Below are 17,514 nucleotides of genomic sequence, written 5' to 3'. Positions count from 1 at the left end.
ACATGACGATTCCATTAATTATCGGTGGAGTATTACTCGCAATTTTAATTCTACTCATTTTAGTATTCATTACAAAGTATCGAACAGTTGGACCAGATGAAGCATTAATTGTTACTGGAAACTGGCTTGGTGGCGGGAAAAATGTAGTTACCACTGATGATGGAAAGAAGATTAAGATTATTCGTGGTGGCGGTACTTTCGTAGTTCCGATTATGCAAAGAGCAGAGCCTTTAAGTCTATTAAACTACAAATTAGAAGTGGGAACACGTGATACGTATACGAAACAAGGTGTACCGATTACAGTAAACGGTGTTTCTATTATTAAAGTAGGGTCTACCATTGAAGAAGTTTCTACAGCAGCTGAACAATATTTAGGAAAAGAAACAGAAGAATTGAAAATAGAAGCAAAAGAAGTTTTAGAAGGGCATCTACGTGCTATTTTATCTTCTATGACAGTAGAAGATGCCTATAGTAATAGAGAGCAATTTGCTCAAAAGGTACATGAAGTAGCTTCTACAGATTTAAAGAAGATGGGACTTCGCATCGTTTCCTTTACAATTAAAGAAATCATGGATAAGAACGGTTACTTAGATGCACTTGGTCAGCCACAAATTGCGATGGTTAAGCGTGATGCAACAGTTGCAAATGCAGAGCGTGAAAAAGAGGCGCGAATTGAAAAAGCTCGTGCTGAGAAAGAAGCGAAAGAAGCTGAGTATCAACGTGATGCACAAATCGCTGAAGCTGAAAAACATAAAGAGTTAAAAGTACAATCTTATAAGAGAGACCAAGAACAAGCTCGCGCAGATGCAGATCTTTCCTATGAATTACAACAAGCAAAAGCGCAACAAGGTGTTACAGAAGAGCAAATGCGAGTTAAAATCATTGAGCGTGAAAAGCAAATTGAATTAGAAGAAAAAGAGATTGCGCGTCGTGAAAAGCAATATGATGCAGAAGTAAAGAAAAAGGCAGATGCAGATCGCTATGCTGTTGAACAATCAGCAGAAGCGGAAAAAGTAAAACAAATGAAAAAAGCAGATGCAGATCAATATAAAATTGAAGCGGAAGCAAGAGCACGTGCAGAAGAAGTTCGTGTAGAAGGTTTAGCGAAGGCAGAAATCGAAAAAGCGCAAGGGCAAGCAAAAGCAGAAGTACAAAAAGCACAAGGTACAGCGGAAGCAGATGTTATCAGATTAAAAGGGTTAGCAGAAGCGGAAGCGAAACAAAAAATTGCAGAGGCATTTGAGTTATATGGCCAAGCGGCGATTATGGATATGGTTCTTAACATGCTTCCAAGTTATGCGAAGGAAGTTGCAAGCCCACTTAGCAACATTGATAAAATTACAGTTGTCGATACAGGTGGCGGTGGTAAAAATAGCGGTGCCGGAAAAGTTGCAGGTTATGCGACTGATTTAATGGCAACGATGCAAGAAACATTAAAAGCTTCTTCTGGCATTGATTTAAAAGAGTTATTAGAAGGATTTGCTGGAAAAGGAGCAGTACAACAATTATCAAACGATAAACCTGTTGTATCTGTAGTAGAAGATGCGAAAAAAGAAGTAGAAAAAGATAAAGAATAGTAAAGCGGGAGGAACCTCTAGTAAGTGAGATACTAGAGGTTCTTCTGTGAATTATAATATTTCGAATAATATACATTTTTATATATTGTTTTAATTATTTAATTTATATAGAATGAAAAAGGTATGTATCAACTCTTCAATAGAGAAAGAGATAGAGAGTCGCATTGATACATTTGAATCGTATGATTTATATAAAGAAATTAAATGTAAAACAATTACATTTAAAACGGTATGGAGGGGTAGAAATATGTTTCAAGGGAAATTAAGGAGTAGTAGTTTAAAAGCAAAGTTACTTGTGTCATTTGTTATCATTTTGATTCTTCCAAGTATTGTAATTGGTTGGACGTCTTATCAGCAAGCGAAGACAAACTTTAATGAGACGATTTCACAATCGGCGAAAGACAATATAAAAATTTTGGATAATGTAATTAATAAAGAATTGGATAGTAAAAAAGTAGATGCAGTTTATTTTACGAAACTATTTACACAATCAAGTTACCAAACGGATCAAATACAAAATATCCAAACTAAACTAGAAGAATATAATAAGTTACATCCAGAACTGGAAGCCATCTATACTGGATCCAGCAATGGGCAGTTTATTCAATCACCGTCTATTCAAATGCCAGAAGGATATAATCCTACAGAAAGAGATTGGTATAAAGAGGCAGTGAAAAAAAGTGGAGAAGTAATTATTACAGCTCCATATAAATCAAAAACGACAGGAAATATTGTTATTACAATAGCAAAACAAAATGAGGATAAGAGCGGTGTTCTTGGTATTGATTTAATTATTAATGATATCGTAAACACTTCAAAGATGGTTAATATCGGTAAAAGTGGATATGTAGCAATTTTTGATCAAGATAAAAATGTGGTAGCACATCCAACGATGAAGCCAGGTGATAAGGTAGAAGAGAAACTTGAAAAAGAGTTGTACAAACAAGAAACAGGTGATTTTAATTTCAGATTAGATGGTGAAGATCGTCATATCACTTTTAAAACAAATAAGATAACTGGATGGAAAATAGCAGGAATTATGCCTGCAAAAGAAATTATTGAAGCTGCTGAACCTATTTTCTATAAAACGATAACTGTTATTGGTATTTCATTAATAATTGGCGGGATTTTAATTTACTTCATAATTGCTTCTATTATTAGTCCGTTAAAACAACTTGTTATATCGTCGAAAAAGATTAGTGAAGGCGATTTAACAGAATCCATTACAGTTCATTCTAAAGATGAAATTGGACAGCTAGGAGAAAGCTTTAACGAGATGGCAGCATCATTACAGAATGTCATTTCCAATATAAATACTTCAGCAGGTCATGTAGCGGCATCTTCAGAAGAATTAACAGCTAGTATGAAGCAGACGAGTGAAGCGACGGAACAAATTACACAAGCGATAGAGCAAGTGTCGAGTGGAGCGGAAATACAAACGAAAGAAGTCGAAGAAGGCGCAACATTATTAGAAGAAGTTACAGAAGGAATTCAACGTGTGGCAGACAGTTCTTCATTAGTATCCACAGCATCTATGTATACGAAGAAAAAGGCTGAAGATGGTGGGAAGTTAGTTGAACAAACGGTGAATCAAATGCAATTAATCCATGAGTCTGTTTCACAATCAGATAAAGTTATTGTTTTGCTAGATGATAAGTCGAAACAAATTGGAGCAATCCTTGAGGTAATTCAACATATTGCAGAGCAGACAAATTTATTAGCATTAAATGCTGCAATTGAGGCTGCGAGAGCTGGAGAACAAGGAAGAGGATTTGCAATTGTAGCAGATGAAGTGCGAAAGTTAGCAGAACAATCAGGACAGTCTTCTACGGAAATTGGAAAACTAGTAAAAGAGATACAATTTGACATAAAAGAAACAGTAAGCTCTATGAAGCAAGTTGGAACAGAAGTACAATCAGGACTTGTAGTTGCAAATGAAACGAAGCAAAGCTTCGCTGAAATATTGAAGTCTACAGATGATACAGTTGTACAAATTGATAGTATGGTAGAAGTAGCGGAACAAATGACAGTAGATGCAAAACAAGTTAGTGCATCTATTAATGAAATTGCAGCTACAATTGAAGAAAATGCAGCAAGCGTTCAAAATATTGCTGGTTCTTCAGAAGAACAATTAGCTTCGGTAGATGAAATCAATGCAGCAGCAGTTCATTTATCGCAAATGGCAGAAGAATTACAAGAGATGATTGGGAAATTTAAAGTGTAATAAAAAAATGTTAAGAAACGAGGTAGTAATTGTACTTCGTTTCTTTTTTTGTGAAGATAAAAATAAAGAAATATAGAGTAACCGTGTTATGATTAGTTGTAATCGCAAAAGACTGTAAATTCATTAAATTCTATCTTTAATTATGTTAGGGGAATGGTTTTGAAATTTAAAAAGTTAAAACTACAACCGAGAATTACAATAACAATTAGTACACTTATTCTAGTCGTACTTCTATTAACAAGTTATTTATTTTATTACATATTGTCTGAAACGGTAGAAGAGCAAATTGGGAAACGGGCTTTGCATGTTGCGAAAACAGTTGCTGCTATACCTGAAATAACGGAAGCTTTTCAAAAAGAAAACCCAGCTTCTATCATTCAGCCAATTGCAGAAAAAATTCGAATTGATACAGATGCTGATTTTATTGTAGTTGGAAACAAAGAGGGGATTCGATATGCACATCCTAAGCGAGATAAAATAGGAGAAGCAATGGTTGGTGGAGATAATAAAGGAGTTCTATTAGAAGGAAAATCTTATATTTCGAAAGCAACTGGATCATTAGGTCCTTCATTACGCGGCAAAGTTCCAATCCGTAATCAGGAAAATGAAATTATAGGCGTGGTGTCTGTTGGATTTTCAATGGATGATATTCATGGAGCGGTAGAAGTATATGGAAAGCGTGTATTTTGGATTACAGTAATAGGTCTTTTAATCGGGATAATTGGTTCTATATATTTAGCCGGAAGTATAAAAAGAATGATGTTTGGGATGGAGCCAGAAGAAATTTCATCTTTATATGAAGAGCATAGTACAGTGATTCAATCTGTACGTGAAGGGATTATTGTAATTGATCACAATGGCATGATTAGTTTAGTCAATCAAGCGGCTTATGATATTCTTTCGTTAGATGAACAGCGTAATATTATTGGAGAATTTATTTTAAATGTAATTCCTAATTCAACGATACTAGATGTACTTCAAACTGGTGAAGAACAGTTTGATCGTCAATTAAATATAAAAGGGCAGGCTGTTATTGCGAACCGTCTACCTATTAAAGTGAAAAATAAAGTAACTGGCGTCGTATCGAGCTTACGTTTGAAATCTGAAATGGATCAGTTAACAGCAGAGTTATCTCAGACGAAGCAATATACAGAGGCATTACGAGCGCAAACGCATGAATATAACAATTTGTTGTATACGCTTTCAGGTCTTATCCAGTTAGAATCATATGAAGATGCTTTAGAGCTTATTCATAAGGAAACAGCGGTATATCAAGATTTTGTTCAATTTATTATGAAGCGAATTCAAAATCCATGGTTAGGTGGAATTTTAATTGGATTCTATAATAGAGCGCGAGAGTTAAAGATTGATTTTATGCTAGATCGAGAAAGTAGCTTAGATAAATTAAGCCCGCATATTGAGAGTAATTACGTCGTTTCTATTTTAGGAAATTTAATTACGAATGCATTTGAAGCAATTGAAAGAAATGAAGAGAATGATAAGAAGGTAAGGATGTTTGTAACTGATATTGGAGAAGAGATAGTAATTGAAGTGGAAGATTCAGGACAAGGGATTCATGATGAAGTCATTACTAGCATATTTTATAAAGGCTTCTCTACGAAAGAAGGCGGGAAACGAGGATATGGATTAGCAAAAGTGAAAGAGTTAGTAGAAGATTTAAATGGAAGTATTGCAATCGAAAAAGGGGATTTAGGTGGTGCATTATTTATTATTGCATTACCAAAAGAGAGAGGCGAATTGTAATGGGTGAGGAGATTGAAGTATTGATTGTAGAAGATGATATTCGAATTGCGGACATTCATCGTCGTTTTACTGAAAAGATTGAGGGATTTAAAGTAATTGGAACAGCAACGACTGGAGAACAAGCGAAAGAATGGCTAGAGCTTGTGAAGCCACAGCTCGTTTTATTAGACGTGTACTTACCTGATATGCAAGGAACCGAACTTGTCACATATATTAGGCATAATTTGCATGATACAGATATTATTATGATTACAGCTGCATCGGAAACAGATGTAGTGAGGCACGCTCTACGAGGCGGAGTAACAGATTATATCGTAAAGCCACTTATGTTTGATCGATTTAAAGCGAGTTTGGAAAGTTACCAAAAAAAGATTGTGCAGTTAAAAAAAACTAATCAATTATCTATAGAACAAATTGAACATTTATGGTCTCAAAGAGGCGTAAAGGGAAATGAAATAGAATATGCCCCGAAAGGGATAGATCCTTTAACTTTAGCAAAAATAAAAAAGCATATGTTAGCAGTTGATGAAGAAGGTATTACGGCAGAAGTGTTAAGCTCAATGGTTGGGGTAAGCCGATCAACAGCGAGGCGTTATTTAGAGTATTTAATATCTGGAAAGAAAGTTCATGCGGAGCTTATATATGGGAGTGTAGGGAGACCAGAAAGAAGGTATTTTCTTGTTTCTTCATAACAAAAAAACAGTAGAGAATTACATTTCTTCTACTGTTTTTTTACGTCTTATATTGGAATAATTCCGATTACAATTCCCGTAATTAACATCACCATTGTCGTTCCAACAGCCCAAAGTAACGTAAAGCGTTGATGTTCACCAAAATCAACTTTGGCCATTCCGACTAATAAATAAGTGGAAGCGACAAGAGGACTTAATAAGTGAACAGGTTGCCCGAGTAATGAAGCACGTCCCATTTCAGCTGCACTAATTCCGTAAGCAGCGGCAGCTTTCGTTAAAATAGGTAATACTCCGAAGTAAAATGCATCATTGGACATGAAAAATGTGAACGGCATACTAAGAAGAGCTGTAATAATCGGTAGTTGTGGTCCAAGAGCGTCTGGTATAAGAGTGACTACACTTTGAGCCATTGCATCTACCATTTTTGTTCCTGATAAAATACCAGTGAAAATTCCAGCGGCAAATACGAGAGAAACAACGGCTAATACGTTTCCTGCGTGAGAAGCAATACGTTCTTTCTGTTGTTCTAAGTTCGGATAGTTAAGCATAACAGCAATGGCGAAAGCGATTGTAAATAAAACAGGTAACGGCATAACTTCTAGTATGAGACAGACAAGTAAGGTAACAGTTAATAAAAAGTTAATCCATAGAAGTTTAGGGCGTTTATGAACGGCAGCTTCTACTGTGGCAGCTTGCTCATCCATCGTTTGCATTTGTTTTAAGTATTGTACATCCATAATTCCTAATCGTTTTCTTTCTTTTTTGCCAAGATAGTAAGCAACGAAAACGACCCAAATTGCACCAGCGATCATTCCTGGTATAAGTGGTGTAAAGAGCTCGGATGCGTCTAGTCCAAGAGCACTCATAACCCGAGCTGTCGGTCCGCCCCACGGTGTAAGATTTGTCACTCCTGCTCCTAACATAACAACCCCAGCTAATATAAGTGGATTCATTCCAAGGCGTTTATATAATGGGTACATTGCGGAAACCGTAATCATATACGTTGTTGTTCCATCCCCATCTAATGAAACGATAATAGTAAGAATCGCTGTACCAACAACAATTTTTAAAGGATCTCCTTTTACAAATTTCAAAATCCTACTAATGACAGGATCAAATAAACCGCTATCAATCATAATTCCAAAATACAAAATAGCAAACATAAGCATAATACCAGTAGGTGCTAGTTTTTGAATTCCTTCTAACATCATGGGTCCCATATTTGCATAAAAACCGCCAATTAATGCGAAAGTAATTGGAATTAATATTAATGCTACTAGTGCTGACATACGTTTCGTCATAATTAAAAACATAAAGACAAATACCATCGCAAATCCAAGTAGTGCTAACATGTAATCTCCCCCTCAAAAAAATGATTGCGCTTTCAAAAAAAGTAATGAAAATTCAGAAAAAGTGTTTTTTATTTATCATAAAAGCATTCATTCAAATGGTAAATAATTTGAAAAATAACATCATTAGAAGCATAATTTTTATTTTGGTCATTTTGTTCACGGTAGTTAATTTGAATTTTTAAAAAGTAAGCTGCTCCCCGTAAGAATGGTAGAATAAGATGAAAATATTGAAGTGTGAAATAGGGAGTAGATTTTATATGAAAACGAGAATTGAAGAGATTTATAGTTCTTATGAAGGAAAAGTAGAAGAGATTTTTGTTAATGAATCTTCTTACGTATATGAGTGGGAAAATTTAATGATGATCCGAAAAAATAACGGTGAGCTTGAAAAAGTTGCGGTTGGTATTAGTGGAAATATAAGGCTAGTAAATGTAGTTGCTGGTCAGCAAATTAATACAGATACATTATTAGTTAAGTTAGAAGACGATTTATTAATTACAGGTTGTGAATGATGAGAGATGTGTAGAAATGGCTACACATCTTTTTTGGTTTTTATATTACAAAAAGTACATTATTTTTTCACAAATCTCACACAACTTTTTGATATGCTCCTTGTGGAAGATACGGTTAGGGAGGAAGTAAAATGAGAACAAAGTATGTGACACTTGCTATATGCTTATTCTTTGTCTTTACAATAGTAGGATGTGGTAAGAAACAAGCAGAGGCTGTAGCAATTGATGAGAAACATGATAAGTGTGATATTTGCCAAATTGGGGTAATGGATAATCAATTTGCAACAGAAGTCATTTTAGAAAATGGAAAAGCGTTAAAGTTTGATGATATCGGTTGTATGTATAAATGGATGGAGATTAATCCAGGTGAAAAGACGAAAGAAAAATTTGTTCGAGATTATGATTCGAAAGAGTGGATTTCGTTAGAAGATGCGACTTACGTATATGATAAAACAATAACGACACCGATGGCTTATAATGTCATTTCATTTGAAAATAAAAAGGATGCAGAAAACTTTGTGTCTAACTATAAAGGGAAAGTTCTTTCATATAAAGAGCTAGCAGAGCATAAATGGGAAATGAATAAAGAGATGATGGGGAACCCGAAAAAGGGAAATCACGGTGGTCATCATTAATACTAAAAAAAGACAACTACATAAGTTGTCTTTTTTAGTATTACTCAGGTGCAAATATAGAAAAGGTGTAAAAATTTTAGAAGAACGGTTACAATGGAATATAGTAACCTAAAGCAATCATTTATGTACTTTTTAGAAATGTATACAAATGCGGTAAAATCGTGCTAAACTAATTGCTTCATAATGTTAATGATGAGGCCATCAGGCACATCATTCCAATAGGTTGAGAAACATAGTATAGGTTTTAAGATAATCCGATTAAAGAAGGAATATAAAGGGCTTATGGATAAATGTACTCAAGAAGAGTTATTGTATGTGATGGAGGAATGGTTAAGAAAACATTATCTTTCATAGGAGCTGTAGTTGTGAGAAAACAAAAAATTTTATTATGTATGTTATTAGGACTTTTAATGACGGTAGTGGCTTGCGATAAGCAAGAGGAGCCAGAATCGAAACCGGTTCATGTGAAAAACGAAAAGAAAAAAGAAAAGCATAAAGAACAGGAAGAACCTAAAGAAGAAAAAAGTATAAATTTAATGGACAAACAGTTGCTACTTTCTGCAACTCTGGGCGACACGGAAACAGCTATGAAGTTGATTCAAGATGGAGCCAATATAAACGTAGAAGGTGACAACGGAGAAACTCCTATCCTTGCAGCAACGTATCAAAATCATGTAGAGACGGTTAAAGCGTTAATTGGTGCAGGTGCTAATATTGAAAGGAAAGATGAGAAACAAAGTAATCCATTTCTTTATGCAAGTAGAGAAGGATATACAGACATTGTAAAGCTACTAATTAATGCAGGGGTTAATACGAAAGAAACTACTAAATCAGGTGGAACAGCACTCATTTCTGCATCTGAACGTGGCCATGTAGAGGTCGTAAAAGAGTTATTAGAGCATACAGATATTGATGTGAACTATAGAAATGATCGTGGTGGAACAGCTGTAGTAGAAGCAATCGTATTAGGAAATGGTAGTGAAAATCATAAGAAAGTAATTCAAATGCTTATTGACCACGGGGCAGATGTAAATATGGCCAATAAGGAAAATATTACGCCACTGCAATATGCTGAAAAAAGAGGTTTTAAAGATATTGCAAATATGTTGAGGTTAGCTGGAGCGAATGAAGTCGTACAGCCACAACCACAACCGGTGGAATAACAAGATAAAGAAATAAAAAGTACGAAATAATCTCATTTAGATAGACAGAATGAAGAAGTCATTTAGTATGATGGATTCAGTAATGTGTATTTGAATGGGATTTTTGTTTTGAGAAAATTGTTTGAGGGAAGGGATAGATACATAGTAAAAGGAATAATAAAGTATGTAAATGAAAAATGACAATAAGAAAAAGCCGTATCCCGAAAAAGGATACGGCTTTTTTTACAAGGAGATAAGGGATCAAAAAAATGAAGAAGTCTTATCTCTTTTATATGAGTAAAGGGTCTAGAATGAATCTTGTCCTTTTCATTATTTATTTAACTCCATTGCAACTTGTTTGCCATTTACGAAAACCGCTGCCACCGCTACTACAACTTCCATCACTTTTTTCATGTCTCATCTCTCCTTGTTTTTTGTTTCATTTCTTACTTTTAGTATAAGGAAATCTAGCACTTGCAACTATCGAATTGGATGACAAGAGACTTACATTGTTGTAAGGACAATAGTTTAGTTTGTAATAAAGTGACACTTTAATCAGCGGGGGTTTTGTCCATCCCCACTGATTATTAGTTGAACCAATCGGGCTTTTACGGGCAGTTATCTCCCACCTAACTTCCTCGCATTCGCCGAAATTTGAGGTGGGAGTCTTACTGCCCGTTAATGCGGGATAAATGTGATTTTGAACATGTATTCAGAAATTTCTGTTGTTTTGAACTATAATTAGAAAGAGAGTGGTTTAGAAAGAAGGGGATAATATGAAAAGAATTCTTGTTATTAGTGATATTCATGGAGAAATAGAAAAGTTCGAACGGTTATTGGAAGAAGCTCAATATGATATAAGACAGGATCAATTAATTTTACTGGGAGATTATGTAGATCGTGGTCCAAATGCGCGTGCTGTAATTGAAAAGGTAAAGGAGTTAAAAGAAGAGGGAGCCCTCATTCTAAAGGGCAATCATGAAGATATGATGATTAAGGCATTAACGACTGATGAGGAACGTTCATGGAATCATTGGGTAAAAAGGAATGGTGGAGATAAGACTTTATACAGCTATGGATTTGTAGAAAAAGATATTGTGGTTAATGAGGAAGCCTTCCAAAAACCGATTTTACAATCGCATGTTTTAGAGGAACATGTAAAGTTTATTCAAGAATTAGATCATTACATTGAAACAGAAGAGTATATATTTGTACATGCCGGTGTTGAGCCATTGAAGCAGGTTTCGGAATGTGAATCCTATACGTTAATGTGGATTCGTAATGAATTTCATAATGGGTATAGTGGTGAAAAGGTTGTTGTATTTGGTCATACGGAAACAAAAACGCTTCATGGTAGTGAGAATTGCGGCGTGTATTTTGGGAGTAATCGTATTATAGGGATTGATGGCGGTGCTGTATATGGTGGCCAGTTAAATTGTTTAGAATTGCCGAGTAAAAAGGTATACGTAGTAAAAAGTTGAAAGAGATAAGGGGAATCTTATTTCTTTCAATTTTTTATTAAGAAAAATTTAAGGAAGAATTTTTATAATAAATCTTTCAAATTTCATATCAAAAAAACGTTAAAATATAATTATAAATAGAATTGAACAATATGGTGGAAGGTGAGAATATGCGCTTACTCGTAGTAGAAGATAATGCTTCTTTATTAGAGTCTATTGTCCAAATATTACGCGATGAATTTGAAGTAGATACAGCATTGAATGGGGAAGATGGATTATTTCTAGCGTTACAAAATATATATGATGCCATTTTGCTGGATGTGATGATGCCAGAAATGGACGGTTTTGAAGTAATTCAAAAAATACGTGATGAAAAGATTGAAACACCAGTCCTGTTTTTAACAGCGAGAGATTCTTTAGAAGATCGGGTGAAGGGATTGGACTTTGGTGGAGATGACTATATCGTTAAGCCATTTCAGGCCCCTGAATTAAAAGCGAGAATTCGTGCTTTACTACGACGAAGTGGTAGTTTAACAACGCAGCAAACAATTCGCTATAAAGGCATTGAATTGTTCGGAAAAGATAAAGACGTTCAAGTAGATGGACAAAGTATGAAGTTAACATTGAAACAATATGAGCTACTAGAGTATCTCATTCAAAATAGCGGAAAGATTTTAATGCGTGAACAAATTTTTGATCGTGTTTGGGGATTTGATTCAGATACGACAGTAGCAATTGTAGAAGTGTATGTACATCATTTACGTAAAAAATTAGAGCCATTCGGTTATCAGAAAGATATTCAAACCGTTCGTGGTATTGGATATATATTAAAAGAACAATGAAAAAGGGAAGCATGTTTCAGAAGACGCGTATTCGATTGACTATAATAAATTCGTTAGTATTTATTATATTAATTGGGGTGTTAGGAAGTTTAGTGTATTCATATACATCTAATGAAATTTATAAGGGAGTAGATAGCTCAATAAAGGACCTTATTATAAAGATAACGAGAGAAAAGCCAGCAGGTCCACCACGATTTGATTTGAATAAAGAGTTACGTATAGGGGATTCAAGAGCTTTTTACTTAATATGGGATGAAAGTAATCAATTGCGAGTAATTGATCCTAGAGCACGCAATCGTAGTTTTTTGGAAGAAAATAAAATAAAGTTAATTCCAAAAAAAGTTGAGGATTTTTATGATATAGAGATAAAAGGGAAAAGTTATAGAGTCAGTGCAGTTCAGGGAGCTACTAGGCTAGGAGAGAGCATTACACTTCAAATATTATGTGAAACTACGACTGAGAAAGAAGTACTGCGTACGTTGCTTTTAATTCTTGTAATTGGATGTAGCATAGGAAGTCTATGTGCAATAGGAATCGGCTTTTTCTTAGCTGGTAGGGCACTCGTACCTATTCAAAATTCATGGGAGAAACAGCAGCAGTTCGTTTCGGATGCATCGCATGAATTAAGGACACCACTTGCGGTTATTCAATCAAAAACGGATGTGTTATTCCAGTCACCATCTGCGACAATAGAAGAAAAAGCGATGGATATTTCTACGATTTCAAAGGAGTGTAGACGGTTATCTAAGCTTGTAACTAATTTATTATTGTTAGCACGTTCGGATTCTAATCAAATTGAGATGGATAAGAAAACATTTGAAATGGATAAATTGTTAGAAGAAATAGTAGATCCATATAAGGAAATTGCTTCATATCAAGAAAAAGAGATGATATTGAAAGTAGAACATGACATATCTTTTATGGGTGATAGAGAGAGAATTCATCAAATGATGGTCATATTGTTAGATAATGCGATGAAGTATACAAATGGGGGCGGGCATATTCAAATCGATTGTACGCAAACGAGCAGCTCAATTCGTATACGGGTGAAAGATGACGGGATAGGGGTTAAAGATGAGGACATCCCAAAATTATTTGATCGTTTTTATCAAGGTGATAAAGCGAGAAGTGCGTCAGAAGGAGCGGGATTAGGCCTTTCAATCGCAAATTGGATTGTAGAAAAGCATTATGGGAAAATATTAGTAGATAGTAAATGGGGAGAGGGTACTTGTTTTGAAGTGAATTTCCCTAAAAACCAAAGAATATAAGTGAGAAGACGATCTTGTTTTTACAAGGTCGTCTTTTTTTTTAAGGGAAAGTTAAGAAACTATTTATAACATGTATGATATACAGAAAGTTCGCCCTATGAAGAAGCGATTATAAAAAGGTATTTGAGCAGATTATATCGATCATAATGTTATTTCGATTATGTATAGGGAATGATGGAAAAGAAAGTGTAAGAGGGAGGAATTAATTTTGAAAAAGAAAATGATGACGGTATTCACTATTGGAGTAATGAGCTTAAGCATATTAGGGGGTGCCTCTCCTTCTGAAACATCACAAGGAAAGACAAATTACACGCAGCGCAGTAAAGAACAATTAAATAATGGGAAGATACATGCGGTGCATACAGAAGAAAAGGCGGAGAATCTAGGTATTGAAACGGAAGGGAAAGAACAAATTACGCTAGAAAAAGAAATTCATGAGACGGAAGTAGGAAGAGAAGCTGAACAGTTAGGAATTTCGATTGAAAGAAAAGACGTTGGAACTCTTTCAGAAGAAATCTATGAAACAAAAGTGAAGCAAGAAGCGTTAAAGCTAGGCATATCTATAGAAAATACAACGATTGTAAATTTAATTAATCAAATTAATACGATTAAAATTAATGATGAAGCGGATAAATTAGGCATTTCGACAAATGGAAAAGAAATAGAAGACATTGCGGAAGAAATCTATGGAACGAAAGTAAGAGAGGAAGCAGGGAAGTTAGGTATTTCACAAAAAGGAAAAGAGATAGAAACGTTAGCGCAAGAAGTGTACGAACAAAAAGTGCAGGAAGAAGCAAAAAAATATCATATTGATTTGTATGGTAAAGATATATATCAAGTATTAAGCGAAATTAATGAACAAAAAGTGTTACAAATGGCAGATGAGCTTAATATGGATAAAACGAATATGAACGTTCAAGAATTAGCAGAAAAAATTAAAAAAGATCAGCCTGAAAAAGGAAAAGAACTAAATTTTGTACCGGTGATTCGCACGGATGCTGACGCGTTTTATTCTTATTTAACGAACTAAAAAGGGCGTGAGAGTGATACGGAGATGGAAGTGGTATATATGTATGGCTTTACTAGCTATAGCAGTATGGAATGTATATAAAAATGGCATTACAAAGTATGTGGAGAAGTTAACATTCTTCAATATACAAAGCGGAAAAGAAGCAGATTTTAGTAATAATGATGAAAAGGTCATCTTATCGAATGTACCTTTAATTCAGCAATTACCAGAGCTAGATAGAGGCTGTGAAGTGACTAGCTTAGCGATGATGTTACAATATGCAGGCATTACAGTGGATAAGATGCAATTAGCAAATGAAATAAAGAAAGTTGATTTTATGAACGATGGTGTACGTGGGAATCCGAATGAAGGATTTGTAGGGAATATTTATACCTTTTCTGAATCTGGATATGGTGTATATCACGGACCACTTTTTCAATTAGCGAAAAAGTATTTACCTAATAAAGCTGTGGACTTAACAGGGAAGAGTATAGAAGAACTTTATAAGAGTGTAAAATCAGGACAACCGGTAGTTATGATTACGAATGCAACATTTGCGCCATTAGATGAAGATGAATTTACTACATGGGAAACAAATAGCGGAGATGTTTCTATTACGTATAATGAACATTGTGTAGTACTGATTGGATACGATGAAGAATTTGTATATATTCGGGATCCTCTCGAGGATAGCCTAGATGTAAAAGTGCCGAGAGGAAAATTTGAAAAGGCATGGATGCAAATGGGGAGTCAGGCGATTAGTTATGTGAAAAGCTCTAAATGAATTAGTAAGGAAATAGATGTAAGGAACTATAAGAGGAGTTTTTTTGGGTGTTTTTTGTTAAGAAATAAGAGAACCTCAGCTTATTATATAAGCTGAGGTTCTCTTATTTTTTATGATTAAATATTTAGAAGTAGTGAATATGTAAAAATGCATAATTGACAAAAAAATTACATGTTATCATTATATATTGTTTTATATATGTTACTTGTATAAAATTACACAAGTATCCACATTACATAAAGGAGGATTATTATGCAAAAAATATTTAACTGGGTTAAATGTATGAGTATTAAGAAAAAATTAATCATTTCATTTTTTCTTATTTTAACTATACCAGGACTTATTATCGGTGGTGTTTCATATCAAACTGCCAAAACAAATTTTGAACAACAAATTACAGGTAAAGCAAAGGAGAATATTTCAGTTTTAAATACTGTTATTTCTCAAAATATAGAAGAGAAATTTGTTGATGCGGCGTACTTTGCAGACATTTTAACAGAGGATACATATCCAAACGGACAAGAAGAAATAGTAAGAACGAAGTTAACGCAATATATAAAACTTCATCCAGAAGTAGAAGGTATTTATATTGGAACACAGGCAGGAAAGTTTATAAGAGAACCATTTATTCAAATGGCTGATGGGTATAATCCAACAGATAGATCTTGGTATAAAGAAGCACATGAAAATAAAGGGAAAGTAATTGTTACTGCACCATATCAATCAGCATCTACTAAAAATATGGTAGTGACAATTGCTAAAGAAGTAAAAGATGGTAAAGGTGTTATAGGAATTAACTTAAATTTAGATAACATCTTAAAAATTTCCAAAATGATTAACATTGGTGAAAAAGGTTATGCAGTTATTCTAGATCAAAATAAGCAAATTGTTAGTCATCCATCTAGAAAACCAGGTGCAAAAGTTACTGATCCGTGGATTAAACCAATTTATGAAGAAAAACAAGGAAATGTGTCTTATACAGAACAAGGTGATAAAAAGAATTTAATCTTTGCAACAAATGAGAAAACAGGATGGAAAGTAGTCGGGGTTATGTTCGACGAAGAAATTACCCAAGCTGCGAATCCAGTGTTTTATAAGACTTTGATTGTCATTGCTATAGCTATTGTATTTGGTAGTGTATTAATTTATTTCATTACAAAGTCTATTACAAGACCATTAAGAAAAATAGCTGACTCGGCATATAAAATTAGTAAGGGAGATTTGACAGAGAAAATTACAATCCATTCCAAGGATGATATAGGGAAATTAGGGAATTCATTTAATGAAATGTCTGCCTCTTTACAAGATGTGATTACTCAAATTAGTTTTTCAGCAGAACATGTCGCTGCATCGGCTGAAGAGTTAACAGCGAGCGTACAGCAAGCAAATGATGCGACAGATCAAATTACAATTGCAATGGAACAAGTATCAGGTGGGGCTGAATCACAAAGTCAAGGTGTTGAAGAAGGTGCGGCTACATTACAACAAGTAAATACAGCAATTCAAGATGTAACTGGAAGCGCGGAATCAATTTCTATCTCCTCATTACATGCGAGAGAAAGAGCTGAAGAAGGGGAAGAATTGGTTGAACAAACAGCAAAACAAATGCAGTCTATTTCTAAATCGGTATCCGAGTCAGATGCTATTATTAAACTTCTTGATGAGAAATCAAAGCAGGTAGGAGCTATTTCTGAAGCGATTCAAAACATCGCTACTCAAACGAACTTATTAGCTTTAAATGCGGCTATTGAAGCGGCAAGAGCAGGTGAACAGGGCCGAGGGTTTGCTATTGTAGCTGATGAGGTTAGAAAATTAGCGGAGCAATCAGGAGAATCATCTGGAGAGATTGCAAATTTAATTGCAGAAATTAAGGCGGATATTGAACATACTGTTAAGGCGATGGATAATGTGAATGGAGAAGTTCAACAAGGCCTTGATGTTGTAACAAAAACGAAAGCAAGTTTTACGGAAATTTTAAGTTCTACTACACATATTGTTTCTCAAGTTAATCAAATGGTAGAAACAACGAAGAGAATTGCTGGAGATGCAAATGAAGTGACAAATGCTATTGATGAAATTGCAGCGGCTGCAGAAGAAAATACAGCTAGTATGCAAAGTGTTGCTGCTTCAGCAGAAGAACAAGTGAATTCAATGGAAGAAATTAGTTCAGCTTCGCAAAACTTAGCTGGGATGGCCGAAGAACTACAAGCGATGACTAGTAAATTTAAAGTATAATAACAGCAGATAAGTAAG

The 17,514-nt window shown here is 34.6% G+C and carries 14 protein-coding genes and 2 pseudogenes; 15 read left to right on the top strand and 1 reads right to left on the bottom strand.

Going from position 1 to position 17,514, the window contains the following annotated elements:
- Window positions 1–2 precede the first annotated feature (2 nt).
- The 5 genes and pseudogenes from QCI46_RS24600 (at window position 3) to QCI46_RS24585 (ending at window position 6,257) form a co-directional block, all read left to right on the top strand.
- A complete protein-coding gene (locus QCI46_RS24600) occupies window positions 3–1,577 on the top strand; it encodes a flotillin lipid rafts scaffold protein FloT (RefSeq protein ID WP_000154996.1) in 1,575 nt (524 codons plus the stop codon).
- A 112-nt stretch (window positions 1,578–1,689) separates the two neighbouring features.
- Window positions 1,690–2,859 (top strand): annotated as a pseudogene (locus tag QCI46_RS29950) (HAMP domain-containing protein); the annotation flags it as partial.
- On the top strand, window positions 2,854–3,801 hold the full coding sequence (locus QCI46_RS29945; protein ID WP_370458318.1) for a methyl-accepting chemotaxis protein: 948 nt from the start codon (window positions 2,854–2,856) through the stop codon (window positions 3,799–3,801). The pseudogene QCI46_RS29950 and the gene QCI46_RS29945, both read left to right, overlap by 6 nt.
- Before the next feature lie 153 nt (window positions 3,802–3,954).
- Window positions 3,955–5,565: an ATP-binding protein gene (locus tag QCI46_RS24590; protein WP_483299023.1), complete on the top strand. Its 1,611-nt coding sequence runs from the start codon at window positions 3,955–3,957 to the stop codon at window positions 5,563–5,565.
- Window positions 5,565–6,257, top strand: coding sequence for a response regulator (locus QCI46_RS24585; protein WP_353841648.1), 693 nt, complete (start codon window positions 5,565–5,567; stop codon window positions 6,255–6,257). Before QCI46_RS24590 ends, QCI46_RS24585 begins: the two co-directional genes overlap by 1 nt.
- Window positions 6,258–6,304: 47 nt before the next feature.
- Here QCI46_RS24585 and QCI46_RS24580 read toward each other — a convergent pair whose 3' ends face one another.
- Entirely contained in the window at window positions 6,305–7,609 is a 1,305-nt protein-coding gene (locus tag QCI46_RS24580; RefSeq protein WP_000880452.1) for a CitMHS family transporter, read from the bottom strand.
- A 257-nt stretch (window positions 7,610–7,866) separates the two neighbouring features.
- Between QCI46_RS24580 and QCI46_RS24575 the strand changes: the two genes are divergently transcribed.
- From QCI46_RS24575 to QCI46_RS29935, 10 genes and pseudogenes are all read left to right on the top strand, one after another.
- Window positions 7,867–8,121: a hypothetical protein gene (locus QCI46_RS24575; RefSeq protein ID WP_131935285.1), complete on the top strand. Its 255-nt coding sequence runs from the start codon at window positions 7,867–7,869 to the stop codon at window positions 8,119–8,121.
- A 131-nt stretch (window positions 8,122–8,252) separates the two neighbouring features.
- On the top strand, window positions 8,253–8,756 hold the full coding sequence (locus QCI46_RS24570; RefSeq protein ID WP_001259409.1) for a nitrous oxide reductase accessory protein NosL: 504 nt from the start codon (window positions 8,253–8,255) through the stop codon (window positions 8,754–8,756).
- A 290-nt stretch (window positions 8,757–9,046) separates the two neighbouring features.
- Window positions 9,047–9,919 carry an ankyrin repeat domain-containing protein gene (locus QCI46_RS24565; RefSeq protein ID WP_097857531.1) on the top strand — a complete coding sequence of 291 codons (873 nt, stop codon included), beginning with the start codon at window positions 9,047–9,049 and terminating at the stop codon, window positions 9,917–9,919.
- 755 nt (window positions 9,920–10,674) lie between these two features.
- The gene (locus QCI46_RS24560) at window positions 10,675–11,379 is read left to right on the top strand and encodes a metallophosphoesterase family protein (protein WP_353841647.1); all 705 of its coding nucleotides are present in this window, start codon (window positions 10,675–10,677) and stop codon (window positions 11,377–11,379) included.
- A 149-nt stretch (window positions 11,380–11,528) separates the two neighbouring features.
- Window positions 11,529–12,200: a response regulator transcription factor gene (locus tag QCI46_RS24555; protein ID WP_327958232.1), complete on the top strand. Its 672-nt coding sequence runs from the start codon at window positions 11,529–11,531 to the stop codon at window positions 12,198–12,200.
- A complete protein-coding gene (locus QCI46_RS24550) occupies window positions 12,197–13,468 on the top strand; it encodes a sensor histidine kinase (RefSeq protein ID WP_353841646.1) in 1,272 nt (423 codons plus the stop codon). Before QCI46_RS24555 ends, QCI46_RS24550 begins: the two co-directional genes overlap by 4 nt.
- 208 nt (window positions 13,469–13,676) lie before the next feature.
- A complete protein-coding gene (locus QCI46_RS24545; protein ID WP_048541620.1) occupies window positions 13,677–14,498 on the top strand; it encodes a hypothetical protein in 822 nt (273 codons plus the stop codon).
- A gap of 13 nt (window positions 14,499–14,511) precedes the next feature.
- Window positions 14,512–15,261, top strand: a complete 750-nt coding sequence (locus tag QCI46_RS24540) for a C39 family peptidase (protein WP_116442942.1) — start codon at window positions 14,512–14,514, stop codon at window positions 15,259–15,261.
- 252 nt (window positions 15,262–15,513) lie between these two features.
- Window positions 15,514–16,557: pseudogene (locus QCI46_RS29940) on the top strand (HAMP domain-containing protein); the annotation flags it as partial.
- Entirely contained in the window at window positions 16,549–17,496 is a 948-nt protein-coding gene (locus tag QCI46_RS29935) for a methyl-accepting chemotaxis protein (RefSeq protein ID WP_483299033.1), read from the top strand. The pseudogene QCI46_RS29940 and the gene QCI46_RS29935, both read left to right, overlap by 9 nt.
- The last annotated feature ends 18 nt before the right edge of the window (window positions 17,497–17,514 follow it).

It is taken from the genome of Bacillus cereus group sp. RP32 (genome assembly GCF_040459735.1).
GTDB classification, from domain to species: Bacteria; Bacillota; Bacilli; order Bacillales; family Bacillaceae_G; genus Bacillus_A; species Bacillus_A wiedmannii.
Note: the sequence above shows the minus strand (reverse complement) of the source record. Positions and strands in the feature narration are given on the sequence as shown.